The sequence below is a fragment of the Kitasatospora purpeofusca genome, assembly GCF_034043715.1.
Classification (GTDB): Bacteria; Actinomycetota; Actinomycetes; order Streptomycetales; family Streptomycetaceae; genus Kitasatospora; species Kitasatospora purpeofusca_A.
This window is the reverse complement of record NZ_JAXCLC010000048.1, coordinates 1-15025: the sequence shown is the minus strand read 5'-3', so window position 1 is coordinate 15025 and position 15025 is coordinate 1. Positions and strand designations below refer to the sequence as shown.

The window sequence follows — 15025 nt, the reverse complement described above, 5'->3', positions numbered from 1 at the left end:
GGTCGCGATCTCCGGCCCCGGTCCTACCGGTCCGGGCCGTCCGACGGTGGGCGGACCCACCACCGGCACCGTAGGAAGACGGCGTTAACACGAGATCACGAACCCGGACGCCGTGCGTAAACCCCGCCGCACGGCCGGCGTGCCACCCCGGTGAGCCGGGGGCCGGCCGCACCGCCTTCGCACAGTGGCACGGCGGGCGGCGCGTTGCCAAGACGCCGCCGCGCCCGGACCCACCGGGCGGCGCGGACGGGCGCGAGGACCGGCGGCGAGGACGGGCGGGAGCACGAGCGGCGAGGACGGGCGGGAGGACGGACAGCGGGGACAGGCGGCGAGGACGGGCGGGCCAGGACCCCGACGTCGCTCAGGGCGACGCCGGGGACGCGGGCGGCACGGTGACCGGGGACGACGCGCCGGGGAGGACGAGGCTCGGCGTCCCGCTGCCGTCGGCGGGGGTGGACCAGACGTCGGTGGCCTTGCTCCCGTGGGCCGGGAGGGCGTAGGCGAGGGTGCTGTCGTCGAGCCACGCGGCCTGGTCGTCGACGCTCCGGGTCTCCGCGAGGGGGTGCTCGCGGAGGTCGGCGAGGTCGAGGACGTAGAGGCGCCAGGGCGCGACGGGGTCGGCGGAGACCTTCTTCTTGAAGGCGATCCGGGTCCCGTCCGGCGAGAGCGAGGGGCACTCGACGTTCTCCCGCAGGGTGCGGGCCGACCAGGCCTTGAGGTCGCCCTCGACCAGGTGGGTACGGCCGCCCGTCGACACGGTGGCGTAGAACCGGTTGTCGTCGGCCGCGAAGTTGACGCCCCAGTAGTTGATGTCGGCGGCGTGGTGGCGGGTGTCCCCGATCGTCAGCGGGATCTCCTCGACGGACTTGATCAGATAGCCGGTGCGCAGGTCGAGGACCGAGGTCCGGGTCGAGAACCGGCCGGCGGCGTAGGAGTCGCCGACGGCGAAGGTGGTCCAGGACAGCACCTGCCCGGAGGGCGACACCCGGGCCCGGTTGGGGATGCCGGGGACGGTCACCTTCCGCAGTTCGGTGAACCGCCGGTCGTAGACCACCGCCTCGGTGCGGGCCGGGGTGCCGGGCAGGGCCCGCAGGCACAGGGCCCGGTCGCCCGCGGCGTAGAACCGGGCGCAGGACGGGCCGTCCGGCACGCCGCCCGGGCTGCGGGCGACCCGGCCGGTGGCGGTGTCGCGGTAGTAGAGGCCGGGTAGGTCCAGGGTGAACGAGGCCTCGGCGGCGACGAGTTGCGGCGCACCGCCGCGTTGCCGGGCGTGCAGCACATAGCCGAGTGAGCCGCCCAGGAGGACGAGGACGGCGAGCACCAGCGCGGTCGAGCGGGTTTTCATGGGGCCTTCCTTCCCGGCAGGATCCGCCAGGCGGCGGTGAGGGCGGCGGCGAGGGCGAGGGCGGCGGCGGCCAGCGCGGGGCGCGGACCCCACCACGTCCAGGCCGCGCCGAAGCCGGCGGCGCCGACCAGGCGGGCCAGGGCCTGGCCGGTCTGCAGGACGGCGAGCCCGCTCGCCCGGCCGTGGGCCGGGAGCGAGGGCGCGGCCAGGGCCATCAGCACGCCGTCGGTGGCGGCGTAGAAGACACCGAGGAGGACCAGGACGAGCACCGCGACCGCCGGTCCGGCCGGGGCCAGCAGGGTGAGGTAGGCGGCGAGCAGGGCGCCGTGGCCGAGGAGGAACGGGATCCGCCGTCCGCTCCGGTCCGCGAGCCGCCCGGCCGGGACGGCGAGCAGCAGGTAGCAGGCCGCCGAGCCGAGCGGCAGCAGGGGGAAGAGCGCGGCCGGGAGGTCGAGGCCGCGCTGGAGGAGCAGGTAGAGGAAGGAGTCGCCGACGGTGGCGGCGCCGAGGAGGGCCGCGGCCACGACCACCCGCCGGAAGGCGGGGTCGGCGAGCAGCCGGGGCGCGGCCCGGGCCGGCTTCGGGGCCCGGACGGGCTGGGCGGCCCGGGCCGGGCCGGCGAGGGCGGTCGGCCGGAGCGTCCACGTCCGGGTCCGGGTCCGGGTCCGGGTCGGCGCCGCCGGGTCGGCGGGGACGAACAGCCTCAGCACCACCACGCCGAGCAGGCCGGTGGCGAAGCTGACGACGAACACCGCGTCGTAGGCGTCGGCCGTCGCCCACAGGACGAGGAACGCGACCAGCGGGCCGAGCAGCGCCCCGGTGGTGTCCATCGCCCGGTGCACGCCGAACGCCCGGCCGAGGGCCTCCGGCGGCGCGCTGAGCGTGATCATCGCGTCCCGGGGGGCGGTGCGGACGCCCTTGCCGAGCCGGTCGGCGGCCATCGCGGCGGCGATCCCGCCGGCCGCGCCGCCCGCCAGCAGCAGGCCGAGCCGGGAGAGCGCCGAGAGCAGGTAGCCCGCCCCGGCGACCGTCCGGTGACGGCCGCCGCCCCGGTCGGCGAGCCGGCCGCCGAGGAGCCGGACCAGCGCCGTGGCGCCGTTGAACAGTCCGTCGAAGAAGCCGAACTGGAGGGGTGACAGGCCGAGGCCCAGCACCAGGTAGAGCGGCAGCACGGCGGTGACCATCTCCGAGGAGACGTCGGTGACCAGGCTGACCGCGCCGAGCGCGACGACCGTACCGGGGACGCGCCGCCCCACCCCGTCGGGGCGGGGCGGCGCGTCCGCACGGCGGCCAGTGGTGGCCAGGTACATCATCAGTGGCAGCTGTACGTCGGGCTGGTGTCCTTGGCCTTGCCGTCCGTACCGACGTAGCTCCAGCCGTACCCGGAGTCGGTGAGGTCGAGCTTCAGCACGCCGTACTCGCCGCTGATCCGCTTCTGGCTGTTCGGCTGGACCTGCTCGATCGGGTAGGGCTCGGCGCCGCCCATCCCGCCGACGATCTCGACGATCCCGTCCGCGGTGGCCTTCCCGTCCGGGTCCTGCGGGGCGAACCGCTCGTAGTGGTGGTCGTGCCCGTTGAGCACCAGGTCGGCCTTGGCGTCGTAGAGGATCCGCCACACCGGCCGGGAGACCGGGTCGTTGCCGTGCCCGCCCGAGGAGTACAGCGGGTGGTGCCAGTAGGCGGCCACGCACTTCTTGCCGTTCGCCGCGAGGTCGGCCTTCAGCCAGTCGATCTGGGCGCTCTGGTCGAAGGCGTTGGAGTCGAGGGCGACGAAGTGCCAGTTGCCCTCGTCGAAGCTGTACCAGCTCTTGCCCTGCGGATAGGCGATGCTGCCGAAGTAGGACTTGTAGCCGGCGAGGGAACCGGCCGGGTCGTAGGTCTCGTGGTTGCCGGGGACGGGGTGGGTCTTCGCCTTGAACGCGCCCCAGGTCTTGTCGTAGTAGGCCCGGAAGTCCGCCAACCTGGCGTCGTCGTACTGGTTGTCACCCATCGTCAGATAGAACTTCGGGTCGATCCGCTGGGCGAGCGCCGCGGTCTTCGGGTGCGCGCAGGCGCTGTCCGAGGCGGTGCACTGCGCGGCGATGTCGCCCGCCGCGACCACGGTGAAGGCCCCGCCCGGCGTCGTCCCGGTCGGGGACGGCCCGGTGGGCGAGGGCGTCGTGTCCGCGGTCCCGTAGACCTCCATCTCGAACAGCGAGTACCCGTAGGACGTGCCGCGCGCCGTCCCGTACATCCGGACGTAGCGGCCCTTCCCGCTCAGGCCGGTCCATTCGTCCGTCCCGCCGTTGCCCGCCTTCTCCTCGGCGAGCGGGGTCCAGGCCGTTCCGTCCGCGGACACCTCCAGTCGGTACGCCTTCGCGTACGCGGCCTCCCAGACCAGCTTGATCCGCGAGACGGCGGCGTTCGCCCCGAGGTCGACCCGCAGCCACTGCGGGTCCTTCCCCTCCGTGCTCGCCCACCGCGTACCGGTGTTCCCGTCGAACGCCTTGCCCGCCGCGTACGACGAGCCCTCCGTGGACGAGGCCGTGGCGGCCTTGCCCCGCGAGAGCAGCGGATCGGCCGCCGCTCCCGCCCGCCCGGACCAGCCGAGCAGCAGTCCGCCCACCAGCACGAGCACGGCGGCGAACACTCCGATGTGTACAGGCCTCACTGAGACTTCGGGACGCATCCCTGGACTCCCTGACCTCGAACGACGGCGAGAGCTGGACTCCGGCCGGCTCGCACGCGAGCCACCGGCCGGGCGGTGGCCCGCACCACCGCGGCGGCCGGGTCAGAGCTCTCGCTGAGCACGTCACGCCCCGGCGATGCGGGCGCCGCGCCAAGCCGCCGTCGGGGAGCCTAGTGGTAAGTAAAGTTTCCTGACAATACCTGGACCACGCCGAACTCCCTTGCGAACTCTCTTGCGAACTCCCTTGCGGACGACCGCCCGTACGGCGTCCGTACGTCGACACGGCTCCGGGCCGGACTCCGGCAAGTGCCCGGAAAAATACCCCCGGGGGTACAGTGAGGTGCAGGCACGAGCACGAGCCCGAGCCCGACGCACCGGCGGCGCGGACGGAACCGCGCCACCGCACCAGGAACGGAGCACCACATGGACCACGGGATCGCCGTCACCCTCGACCGGCCCTTCACCGAGGCCGTCGAGCAGGTCCGGACCGCACTCGCCGAACAGGGCTTCGGCATCCTCACCGAGATCGACGTCCGAGCCACCCTCCGGGCCAAGCTCGACGAGGAGATCGAGGACTACCTGATCCTCGGCGCCTGCAACCCGCCCCTCGCCCACCGCGCCCTGGAGGCCGACCGGCACATCGGGCTGCTACTGCCGTGCAACGTCGTGGTCCGCGCCGTCGACGGGGGCACCCTGGTCGAGGCCATGGACCCGCAGCTGCTCGTCCGGGTCACCGGCAAGCCCGAGCTGGCGCCCGTCGCCGACGAGGCGGCCACCCGCCTGCGCGCGGCCCTGGCCGCACTCACCGGCTGACCGGCCGATCCGGCCGATCGGGCCCACCCGGGGTGGGCCCTTTTCTTCACCCTCCCAGATACCCCCACCCGTATTTTGCGCCCCCTCGGCCGCCGAGGACCGGCCGCCCAAGGATCGGAGCAGCACGTGAAACACCCGGACGCCGCCCTCGACCGGTCACCCGCCGCCACACCCGCCGGACCACCCGCCTCCCCGGGTCCGCTCGGCCGGCTCGGCCTCTGGTCGGCCCGGCACATCAGGACGGTCCTGGCCGGCTGGCTGCTGGCCGTCCTCGCCCTCGGCGCCTTCGCCCCGCAGGTCACCACGGCGCTGTCCGGCGCCGGCTGGCAGGCCGACGGCTCCGAGTCGGTGAAGGCCCGGCAGGTCGCCGAACAGCACTTCGGCGGCAACGCCTCCACCGCGCTGCAGATCGTCGTCAGCGCCGACCGGCCGGTCAACGATCCGGCCGTCCGGCAGGTCCTCGACCGGGCGTCCGCGCTCGCCGCCGCCGACCCCCGGGTGTCCACCGTGGTCCCGCCCCAGCCGGGCACCACCATCAGCCCGGACGGCCGGACCGCCGTACTGCTCGCCGGGGCGAAAGCCTCCCCCGACGACATGGTCCGCGCCGCCGACGACCTCAAGGGCCCGCTGAACGCACTGTCCGGGGACGGCGTCGACGTCCACGCCACCGGGGCCTCGGTGCTCTGGAGCGACTTCAACAAGGCCAACCACGACGCCATGATGAAGTCCGAGATCATGTCCTGGCCGGTCACCCTGGCCATCCTGGTGCTGGCCTTCGGATCGCTGGTCGCCGCCGGACTGCCGCTGCTGCTCACCCTGGCCGGGCTGGCCGCCTCCGCCGGCTCCCTGGTGCTGATCGGCCACCTGTTCCCGATCTCCGTCTGGGCGATGAACTTCGCGATGATGTTCGCCCTGGCCCTGGGCATCGACTACGCGCTGTTCCTGGTGGTCCGTTTCCGCGCCGCCCGCGCGCGTGGTCGGGCCGACGCGGTCGCGGAGACCATGGACACCGCGGGCAAGGCCGTCCTGCTGTCCGGCGCGACAGTGCTGGTCAGCCTGTCGGCCGTGATGCTGGTGCCGTCCCCGGCGTTCCGGTCGATGGCCGGCGGCATCATGCTCGCCGTCCTGTTCGTCCTCGCCGCCACCCTCACCCTGCTGCCCGCCGTCCTCGGCCGGCTCGGCCACCGCGTCGACGCCCTCGCGCTGCCCCGGCTGAACGCCGGCCCGCACCGGTCCGCGCGCTTCGCCGCCTGGGGCGAGCGGCTGTGGCGGCACCCGCTGCGCTACGGCGCCGGGGCACTCGTCGTGCTGGTCGCCCTCGCCGCGCCCGTCCTCGGGCTGCGCACCGCGATGCCCTCGATCACCGTCGTGCCGGAGGACAGCAGCGCCCGCGCCGGGTACGCGGCGGTCCAGCAGGCCTTCGGCCCGGGGGCGCCCGGCACCCTGCAGATCCTCCTCCCCGCGCAGGCGGACACGGAGACGGGCGCACTGGACGTCGCGCGGGCCGCCGCCCGGGTCGCGGCCACGCCCGGGATCGCCGGGGTGCTGCCTGCGCAGCCCGCCGCCGACGGCTCCGGCTGGTCGATGCTCCAGGCGGTCCCCACCGTGGACCCGTCCAGCCCCGACCTCGCGCGCACCGTCGACACGCTGCGGGCCGACCTGCCGCCGGACGCCCTGGTCGGGGGCGCGGCGGTGGAGAACCTGGACCTCCAGCACCTGCTCACCGCGAAGACCCCGCTGGTGATCGGGGTCGTGATGGCCCTGGGTTTCCTGCTCCTGCTGGTCGCCCTGCGGGCCCCGCTGATCTCGGCCCTCGGCACGGCCGCCGGCCTGCTGTCCACCGGCGCGGCCTTCGGCGTGGCCCGGCTGGTCTTCCAGGACGGCCACGGCGCGGGCCTGCTCGGCTTCGCCCCGCAGGGGTTCCTGGACGGGTGGGCGCCGGTGTTCTTCTTCGCGATGATCTTCGCCATCGCGATGGACTACACCGTCTTCCTGCTCGCCTCCGCCAAGGAGCACTACGAACGCACCGGCGACCCGCGCGAGGCGATGGTCGGCGCCCTCGCGCACTCCGGCCGGGTGATCTTCGCGGCGGCGGGCGTCATGGTCGCGGTGTTCTTCACCTTCGCGCTCTCCGGACCGCTGCCACCGAAGGAGATGGGCATCGTCCTCGGGGTCGCCGTGCTGCTGGACGCCGCCCTGGTCCGACTGGTACTGCTGCCGGTCCTGCTCCGGCTCGCCGGCGCCGCCGCCTGGCACACCCCGGCCTGGCTCGACCGCGTCCTGCCGCGGATCTCCTTCTCGCACGACTGAGCCGCCGGGGCGGTCCGGGCGCCCGGCGGAGTGCGGCGGAGTGTGGCGGAGTGCGGCGGAGTGCGGCAAGGAGGCCGCGCTCCGCCGCTCCGCCTCGTTCAGCGGCGGCCCAGGATCCTCGCCAGCAGGCCGCCGACCCGGCCGCCACCGCCACCTCCCGCGCCCCGGTCGCAGGCACAGCGCTCGGCCTTGGGGACGCCGGCCAGCACCTGGTCGACGTGCATGCCGCACCCCGCGTAGCCGGCCTTGCCGCAGGTGCGGCACTTGGTACGACGACACATCTCGGGACTCCTCGGATCCGGGGGGAAGGGTCTCCCACCAGCTCCGAGGATACCCGCGGGGGTATTTTTCTCGCCGTCACCCTCCCGCAGACGGTGACACTCCGGCCCGACCCACTGACCTGAGCCGGACGGCGGACGGCGGACGGCGGACGGCGGACGGCGGACGGACCGGGCGGTGGCTCCGCCCGGTCCGTCCGCCGTACGCACTGCCCCCGCGCGGCCCGCGCGGCCCGCGCGTCCTGCGCGGCCCCCACGACCGGGAGGTCAGGCGCAGTTGGTGAAGGTCGGACTGGTGTTGGCGATGTAGAGCGTCGCACCGGCCTGCGGGTCGGAGGTGAGCGGCACGGTGAGGGTGTCCTCGGCCGTCCAGGGGAGGCCCCGGGCGTCGAAGGTCCAGGTGCCGGTCACCTTGCGGGCCAGCTCGGCGAGCGTCACCCAGCCGTACTGCTGGGGCGGGACGGACACCGCGACGCTGTTGTTGACGGTCGTCGACCCCTGCCAGACGTTGCTGTAGTGCAGCGCGGTGCTGACCACGGTGGTGAGCGCCCCGCCGGGCACGCCGGCGGAGATCTGCGTCCCCATGTCGGCGCCGATGCTGTTGGACCACCCGCTCATGTTGGTGACCGAGAAGGCCTGCTGGACGGTGCCGGAGGTGTTGTTGAACCAGACCGAGGAGACGCAGACCTTGGGCAGCGGCGCCGCCGGGGCCTCGCTCTTCAGCGCCCAGGAGCAGGTGGAGATGTCCTTCTGGCACTGCTTGGCGGCGTGGTCGACGGCGAGGTTCCGGGCCGCCGCGGGGAAGCCGGTGGACCAGCGCTGGTTCACCGTCCCGTTGCAGGCGTACTGGTCGGTCCAGGCGTCGTCGTAGTTGCCGCCGAGCAGCAGGTCGAGACAGGTGTTGTCGCCCTGGTGGCGGATCATGAACGAGTCCTCGGCGCCGGCGACCGGCTGGAGGAACCACTTCTGGCTGGCCTGGCCGGCACAGGTCTGCTGGCGCAGGGCGGGGGTGAGCCAGGCGAGGTCGACGCACTTGCCGGTGGTGTTGTTGACGATCGTGAACGAGGAGTCCGAGGCGTCGACGTTCAGCCGCCAGGACTGGTGGTAGCCCGGCGCCGAGTTGGTGACGACGTACGCGCCGTCGCCGGTCGAGCCGTTCTGGACGTCGAGCCGGCGGCCGTTGCTGAGCGAGGTGATGGTCAGGCACTGCTGCGGGGAGGCGCAGGTCGCGGTCGGTCCGGCGGCGGCGCCGGACGCTGCGGTGACGGCCGCGTCGGCCCGCGTCGCCGTGAACGGCGCGGCGGTGAGGCCGAGCGCGGCGCAGCAGGTCACCAGGACGGCCGCGAGCAGGCGCAGCCAGGGGGCGGAGCGGCGGCTCGGGGCCGCGGGCGGGGCGGAGGTCGACGGCACGGGTCGGTCCTTTCGTCGGGAGGGGAAACCGTGGTGCGGTGCGCACGGGCGGCGCGCGGACGGCGACTGCGCCGGGCGGGCCCGGGTCAGGCCGCGAAGGCGGCTTCGAGGCGCGGCACGTAGTCCACGAGGTCCTGGGCCCAGCAGCCGTAGCTGTGGCCGCCGTCGCAGGCGGTGCCCCAGCCCGCGCCGTTGCCGTAGTTCACGTAGCGGTGCGGGATGCCGAGGGCGGTCAGGCGGTCGGTGAAGCGCGTCGCGGTGCCCTCGGCCCAGAACTCCATGCCGGCGGGGTTGCCGTTGCCGTTGCCGGTGTAGACGGCGATGCCGGTGTCGGCCAGCAGTCCGGCGTGGCCGGTGGGGTCGGCGGCGTTCCAGCGCCAGTCGGCGCCGAAGACCGGGTACGGCGTGCCGAAGACGGCGTCGCTGGAGACGGTGGGTCCGAAGTCGAAGCCGCAGGGCTGCCCGCCGTTCGGGGCGCACAGCAGGGTTCCGGCGTTGGTCAGGGTCCCGACGACGGCGCCCCGCATGACCATCTCGTCGGCCGAGAGGTCGTCGGCGCCGGACATGGTGAGGACGTGGCCGAAGAGTTCCGGGCGGGCCTGGGCGTAGTGCAGCGCGCCGAAGCCGCCCATCGACAGGCCGCCGACCGCGCGGTGCTTCCGGTCGGTGAGGGTGCGGAGGTTCGCGTCAATGAAGGGCACCACCTGGGTGAGGTGGAAGGTCTGCCAGTTCTGCGGGCCGGCCGCCGTGCCGCTGTCCAGCCAGTCGGTGTACCAGCCGCGCAGGCCGCCGTCGGGGACGACCGTGATCATCGAGGTCGCCGCGGTCAGGGCGGGGTAGGCGAGGCCAGGGTTGGCGGGGTTGTCCGAGGCGCCGTGCAGGAAGTACAGGACCGGGTACCGCTTGTCGGGGCGGTCCGCGTAGTCGTCCGGCAGCAGGATCCGGATCGTGTGCTCGCCGGCGACCTGGGGGGTGGTCACGGTGAGGACGAAGTTCGTGGCGCTGCCGGTCACGGCGCCGACCCTGGTCAGTCCGAAGCCGTCCGTCATCGGCGGCGGGGCGGGCACCCCGGCCCGCGCGGACGACACGCCGGGCAGAAGGAGCAGGAGGAGGGCGCCGACCAGGGCGGCGACCGCCGTCCTCGCACGCGCGGGCCGGGCAGTGGGTGGAGCAGCTGTCATGGGTCGTCCTTGGGCGTGAGGGCGCGGCCGTGCGCCGGCCGTCCGGAGGGGACGCCCGGCGAACTGTGCGGACACCGAGCAACTCTCGCGATCCGACCCCGCCGCGCGCCAGAGCGCCCGGCGGCCCGCTTGGGCCACCGGCGCATGTGCGCCACCGGCGCGGGTAGGCTTCGACGACTCGTCATATCGCCATGGACATGGCGAGAACGGAGGTGCCGTGCTCCACGACGTACTCGATCCCGACTCCGAGCGCGGCCGGATCTACCACTGGCTGATCGGCCGGCCGCAGGCGCGTCTCCCCGACCTCGCGGCGGAGGCCGGGATCGGCGAGGACGCCCTGCTCGCCCTGCTGGGCGAACTCGCCGACGAGGGCATCGTGGTGGCCTGCGACCACCGGCGGCTCACCTGGGAGGCGCTGCCCCCGGGCCAGGTGGTCGAAGCCGCGCTCCAGCGCGACGCCGTCCGACGGGCCGACGCACGCCGGGCCGGGGCCGAACTCGACCGGCTCTACCGGCTCGCCCGCCGCGGTGCCGGCGGCTACGCCGCACTGGAGGTGGTCGAGGAGCACGCCGAGGTCCTCGCGGCCGGACGGCGGCTGCAGCTCGCCGCCCGGCGCGAGGTGCGGGTCATCGACGTCCCGCCGTACTCCGGGGACTCCGCGCACTACCTCGACCAGGAGGTGCTGCAACGCCGGCGGATGGCCGCCGGCGTCGCCTACCGCGCGATCTACGGCGGGTGCGCCTTCGACGACCCGGTCGCCGGCCCCAACATGGCGCGGATGATCGAGGCCGGCGAGCAGGCCCGGACGCTCGACGAGCCGCCGCTCAAGCTCGCCCTCGGCGACGACGACCTCGCCATCGTCACCCTGCCCGCCGACGACCGGGCGGGCGTCGTCTCGCTGCTCGTCCGTCCGTCCAGCCTGCTCGGCGCCCTGGCCGCGGTCTTCGAGACGCTCTGGCGGCTCGCCGTCCCGGCGTCGACCTCCGGCCCCGGGCTCCAGCTCGACGACCGGGACCGCCGCATCCTCGTCCTGATGGCCAGCGGCGCCACGGACGACGCGATCGCGCGGCGACTGGGCCTGGGGCGGCGCACCGTCGTGCGGCGCGTCTCCACCCTGCTGGTGAGGCTCGGCGCCACCACCCGCTTCCAGGCCGGGGTGCAGGCGGCGCGACGCGGCTGGCTCTGACGGGACGCGGGGCGTGGCCGACTCGGCCAGGTCACCAGTTCAACTGATGACGTGTTCAGTAGATCAGCAGTTCTGCTGATGACCGCACGGCGGCAGAGTGGTGGCCATGAGCCACTCCACCACGAGCCACTCCGGTGCCACTGCCACCGCCGGGAACCGCGCCCCGCGCCGGGTCGCCGTGATCGGCGGGACCAGGTACTTCGGCCGCCACCTGGTCACCCTGCTGCGCGACGCCGGCGCCGAGGTCACCCTGGTCAATCGCGGTTCCGCACCGCCGCCGCCCGGCGTGGACCACGTCCTGGCCGACCGGGACGACGAGGACGCGCTGACCGCCGCCCTCGGCGACCGCACCTTCGACGCGGTGATCGACCAGGTGCTGTACACGCCCGCCCAGGCCGCGGTGGCCCGCCGGGTCTTCGCCGACCGGACCCCGCGGTACGTGATGACCTCGACCATGGAGGTCTACGACCCCGCGACCTCGCCACTGGTCCGCACCACGCCCGGGGTGCCGGTCAGCGAGGAGGCCGTCGACCCGGCGCACTGGCCGGTGGACCTCGACCTGCCGTGGCACGACCCGGCGGCGCTCGTGCGGCACTTCGGCGGCGAAGCCACCTCCTACGCCGAGGGCAAGCGCCAGGCCGAGGCCGTCCTCGCCGCCGGGGAGCCGCCGTTCGGCTGGGCGAGCGTGCGCAGCGCCCACGTCCTGGGCGGCGGGGCGCTGGACTTCACCGGCCGGCTCGCACACTTCACCGGGGCGGTCGCCGCGGGTCGGCCGGTCGCGGTGCACGAGCGGCCGCAGCCGACCTCGTTCGTCCGGCACGAGGAGATCGCCGCCGCCCTGGTCGCGGTCGCCGCCTCGTCCTCGGTCGGCGCGGTCAACGCCGCCTCGGCGGAGCCGATCGACGCGGTCGCACTGTCCGAGCTGATCGCCGGACAGCTCGGGACGACCGCCCGCTACCGGCCGGCCGAGGGCGCGGACCACGCGCCGTTCTCCTTCGACCGCTGGTACCCGATGGACACCCGGCGGGCCGGATCGCTCGGCCTCTCGTTCTCGCCGCTCGGCTCCTGGCTGCCCGCCGCCGTGGGCGAGGCCGCCGCCGCCACGACCGCCGAGGCCGGGGCCACCGTCGAGGTCGCCGCCACCATCACCACCACCACCACCACCGTAAAGGACGTGTGACCGTGCGACAGCGCACCCTCGGCGAGCGGAGCATCGGCGCGATCGGGCTCGGCGCGATGCCGCTCTCGGTGGAGGGACGCCCCGGCCCCGAGGCCGCCCTCACCACCCTGCACGCCGCGATCGACGCGGGCGTCACCCTGCTCGACACCGCGGACTCCTACCACTGGCACGCCGGTGAAGCCGGCCACAACGAGCGCCTGATCGCCCGCGCGCTGGCCGCCCGCTCCCCCGCCGACCGCGCGAACGTGCTGGTCGCCACCAAGGGCGGGCGCGGGCGTCCGGGGGACGGCTCGTGGACGGTCGACGGCCGGCCCGAGCACCTGCGGCGGGCCTGCGAGGAGTCGCTGCGCCGCCTCGGCGTGGCCGCGATCGACCTCTACCAGCTGCACAAGCCCGACCCCCGGGTGCCCTGGACGGACTCGGTGGGAGCCCTGCGCGAACTCCTGGACGCGGGAAAGATCCGCGCGGCGGGCATCTCCAATGTCGACGAGCAACAGATCCTGACGGCGCGGGAGATCCTCGGCCCGGGGCTGGTCTCGGTGCAGAACCGGTTCTCCCCGGCCGACCGCGGCGCGCTGCCCCAGCTGCGGCTCGCCGAACGGCTGGGCCTGGCGTTCCTGCCGTGGAGCCCGCTGGGCGGCCTCGCCCGGAGCGTGCTGGACGATCCCGCGGACGGCGTCCCGGCGCGCACCGCCTTCCACCGCGTCGCCGAGGCGCGCGGCGTCTCGCCGCAACAGGTCGGCCTGGCGTGGCTGCTCGCCCTCTCCCCCGCCGTCGTCCCGATCCCCGGCGCCCGCCGCCCCGCCAGCATCCGCGACAGCGCGGCGGCGGCCGGCCTCGTCCTCGACGCCGACGAACTCGCTGCCCTCGACGGCCCGTTCGCCGACCCCGACTCCCGCCCGTGGACCGGCTCCGCCTACCCCGCCGACCCGGCCGCCTCGGCGAGCAGCCGGTAGGAGGTGAGCAGCTCCGCCCGGTCGTAGGTGCTGGTGGTGACCAGGAACTCGTCCGCGCCGGTGCGCTCCAGCAGCGCGGCGAGGTCACCGACGGCCCGGGCGGGAGTGCCGACGATGTGGCCGGTGAGGGCCTGTTCGAAAGCGGTGCGCTCGCGTGGGGCCATTGGCCTGGCCAGGATCTCCTCGGCGGGTTCGAGCGGCGGGAACTCGCCGTGGGTCCGGCTGTGGGCACTCGACCAGGCCTCCGGGACGAGCAGTGCCCGGGCCCGGTCCTCCGTCTCCGCCACTGCCACCGTCCCCGACACCACCACGTAGGGCCGCTCCGCGCGGGCGGAGGGCCGGAAGCGCTGCCGATAGCGGTCGATCGCGGCCAGCATCGCCTCCTCGCCCCGCACGGCCGCGATCACCAGCGGCAGCCCGGCGTCGGCGGCGACCTCCGCGCCCGCACCGGTGGCCAGCACGTACGCCGGGACGTCCAGGCCCTCGGCGGGGCGGGCGTGCACTCCGCCGGGACCGCGCGCGGCGGGGTCGAACCAGGAGAGCAGTTCGGCGAGTTGCTCCGGGAACCCGTCGGCGGCGTCCTTCTCCCGGCCCAGCGCGCGGCGGACACCGTCGGTGAAGCCCACCGACCGGCCGAGGCCCATGTCGATCCGGCCGGGGAAGAGCGCCGCGAGCACACCGAACTGCTCGGCCACGACCAGGGGTTGGTGGTTGGGGAGCATCACCCCGCCGGTGCCGACCCGGATCCGCGAGGTCGCCGCGGCCACCGCCGCCGCCAGCACCGTCGGCGCCGAACCGGCCACGCCCGGCACGCCGTGGTGCTCGGAGACCCAGAACCGGTGGTAGCCGAGCCGCTCGGCCTCCACCGCGAAGGCCACGGTGTCGCGCAGCGCCCGCGCGGGCTCCTCCCCCCGGCGGGTCCGGGAACGGTCCAGTACGGAGAGGCGGAGGGCGGGCGAGGCGGTCACGTCCCTGCCAACAGCCGTCCACCACGGAGGCATTCCCCGCCCGGGCCGCCACCGGAGGCGAAAACCGGTTGCCGGGGCAAGGCCAGGGCTGTTAGCAATGTGACATGCTACAAACCTCCCGCATCGGGCTCCGCGCCCGCCACGACAGCGACGTCCCGGTACTGCAGAGCGAGCTCTACGACGACGTGCCCACCCGCTCCCGGGCCGACTCCCGGCCGTGGCGGCCGATCTCCCCCGGCGCCGCGGAATCCCCGTACGCCGTGGCACCGGCCGGGGACGACGCGGCCCTGTTCTCCGTGGTGGAGCTGCCCTCCGGCGAGCTGGCCGGTGAGGCACTGCTGTGGGGCATCGACACCCACAACCGCGTCGCCCACCTGGGCATCGCACTGCGCCCCGGCTTCCGCGGGCGCGGCCTGGCGGGCGAGGTGGTGCGGCTGCTGTGCCACTACGGGTTCACCGTGCGCGGCCTGCACCGGCTCCAGGTCGACACCCTGGCCGACAACCTGCCGATGGTCGGGGCCGCCACCCGCGCGGGCTTCACGCTCGAGGGCACGCTGCGCCGGTCGGCCTGGGTCAGCGGGGAGTTCCTGGACGAGGTCGTACTCGGACTACTGGCCGAGGACTGGACCGAGAAGCCGAAGCCCTAAGGTCCGGCGCACCGGCGCAGCCGGGCGCGGATCCTACGGGAGCTGCAGCCCTTGTCCGCGACGACGTGGTCGGGCCGGGGGGG

At 74.7% G+C, this 15025-nt stretch carries 13 protein-coding genes; 6 read left to right on the top strand and 7 right to left on the bottom strand.

The window, feature by feature from the left end; all coding sequences use genetic code 11:
- Positions 1-361: 361 nt before the first annotated feature.
- The 3 genes from SM793_RS23475 to SM793_RS23465 are packed head-to-tail and all read right to left on the bottom strand — an operon-like array spanning position 362 to position 3974.
- The gene (locus SM793_RS23475) at positions 362-1345 is read right to left on the bottom strand and encodes a hypothetical protein (RefSeq protein WP_320440249.1); all 984 of its coding nucleotides are present in this window, start codon (positions 1343-1345) and stop codon (positions 362-364) included.
- A complete protein-coding gene (locus tag SM793_RS23470) occupies positions 1342-2655 on the bottom strand; it encodes an MFS transporter (protein WP_320440291.1) in 1314 nt (437 codons plus the stop codon). Before SM793_RS23470 ends, SM793_RS23475 begins: the two co-directional genes overlap by 4 nt.
- A gap of 2 nt (positions 2656-2657) precedes the next feature.
- Complete coding sequence (locus SM793_RS23465) at positions 2658-3974, bottom strand: discoidin domain-containing protein (RefSeq protein WP_320440248.1); 1317 nt, start codon at positions 3972-3974, stop codon at positions 2658-2660.
- A 462-nt stretch (positions 3975-4436) separates the two neighbouring features.
- On the opposite strand from SM793_RS23465, the gene SM793_RS23460 reads away from it, so the two are divergent.
- Positions 4437-4826 (top strand): DUF302 domain-containing protein, encoded by a 390-nt coding sequence (locus tag SM793_RS23460; RefSeq protein WP_320440247.1) that lies wholly within the window; start codon positions 4437-4439, stop codon positions 4824-4826.
- A gap of 126 nt (positions 4827-4952) precedes the next feature.
- The gene (locus SM793_RS23455) at positions 4953-7136 is read left to right on the top strand and encodes an MMPL family transporter (protein ID WP_320440246.1); all 2184 of its coding nucleotides are present in this window, start codon (positions 4953-4955) and stop codon (positions 7134-7136) included.
- 98 nt (positions 7137-7234) lie between these two features.
- Here the strand turns inward: SM793_RS23455 and SM793_RS23450 are convergent, their stop codons facing one another.
- From SM793_RS23450 to SM793_RS23440, 3 genes are all read right to left on the bottom strand, one after another.
- On the bottom strand, positions 7235-7417 hold the full coding sequence (locus SM793_RS23450) for a hypothetical protein (RefSeq protein WP_320440245.1): 183 nt from the start codon (positions 7415-7417) through the stop codon (positions 7235-7237).
- Between the two features lie 264 nt (positions 7418-7681).
- Positions 7682-8824 (bottom strand): RICIN domain-containing protein, encoded by a 1143-nt coding sequence (locus SM793_RS23445; protein WP_320440244.1) that lies wholly within the window; start codon positions 8822-8824, stop codon positions 7682-7684.
- Between the two features lie 86 nt (positions 8825-8910).
- Complete coding sequence (locus tag SM793_RS23440; RefSeq protein ID WP_320440243.1) at positions 8911-10005, bottom strand: alpha/beta hydrolase; 1095 nt, start codon at positions 10003-10005, stop codon at positions 8911-8913.
- Between the two features lie 217 nt (positions 10006-10222).
- Between SM793_RS23440 and SM793_RS23435 the strand changes: the two genes are divergently transcribed.
- The 3 genes from SM793_RS23435 to SM793_RS23425 all read left to right on the top strand — a co-directional run bounded on the left by SM793_RS23435 (position 10223) and on the right by SM793_RS23425 (position 13327).
- Positions 10223-11191, top strand: coding sequence for a helix-turn-helix transcriptional regulator (locus tag SM793_RS23435; protein ID WP_320440242.1), 969 nt, complete (start codon positions 10223-10225; stop codon positions 11189-11191).
- A 106-nt stretch (positions 11192-11297) separates the two neighbouring features.
- Positions 11298-12371 (top strand): NAD-dependent epimerase/dehydratase family protein, encoded by a 1074-nt coding sequence (locus SM793_RS23430; RefSeq protein ID WP_320440241.1) that lies wholly within the window; start codon positions 11298-11300, stop codon positions 12369-12371.
- A gap of 2 nt (positions 12372-12373) precedes the next feature.
- Positions 12374-13327, top strand: a complete 954-nt coding sequence (locus SM793_RS23425; RefSeq protein ID WP_320440240.1) for an aldo/keto reductase — start codon at positions 12374-12376, stop codon at positions 13325-13327.
- Here SM793_RS23425 and SM793_RS23420 read toward each other — a convergent pair.
- Complete coding sequence (locus SM793_RS23420; RefSeq protein WP_413816021.1) at positions 13288-14328, bottom strand: LLM class flavin-dependent oxidoreductase; 1041 nt, start codon at positions 14326-14328, stop codon at positions 13288-13290. The two genes, SM793_RS23425 and SM793_RS23420, sit on opposite strands and share 40 nt — an antisense overlap.
- A 71-nt stretch (positions 14329-14399) precedes the next feature.
- Here SM793_RS23420 and SM793_RS23415 point away from each other — a divergent pair, with 71 nt between their 5' ends.
- Positions 14400-14942: a GNAT family protein gene (locus SM793_RS23415; RefSeq protein WP_320440238.1), complete on the top strand. Its 543-nt coding sequence runs from the start codon at positions 14400-14402 to the stop codon at positions 14940-14942.
- The last annotated feature ends 83 nt before the right edge of the window (positions 14943-15025 follow it).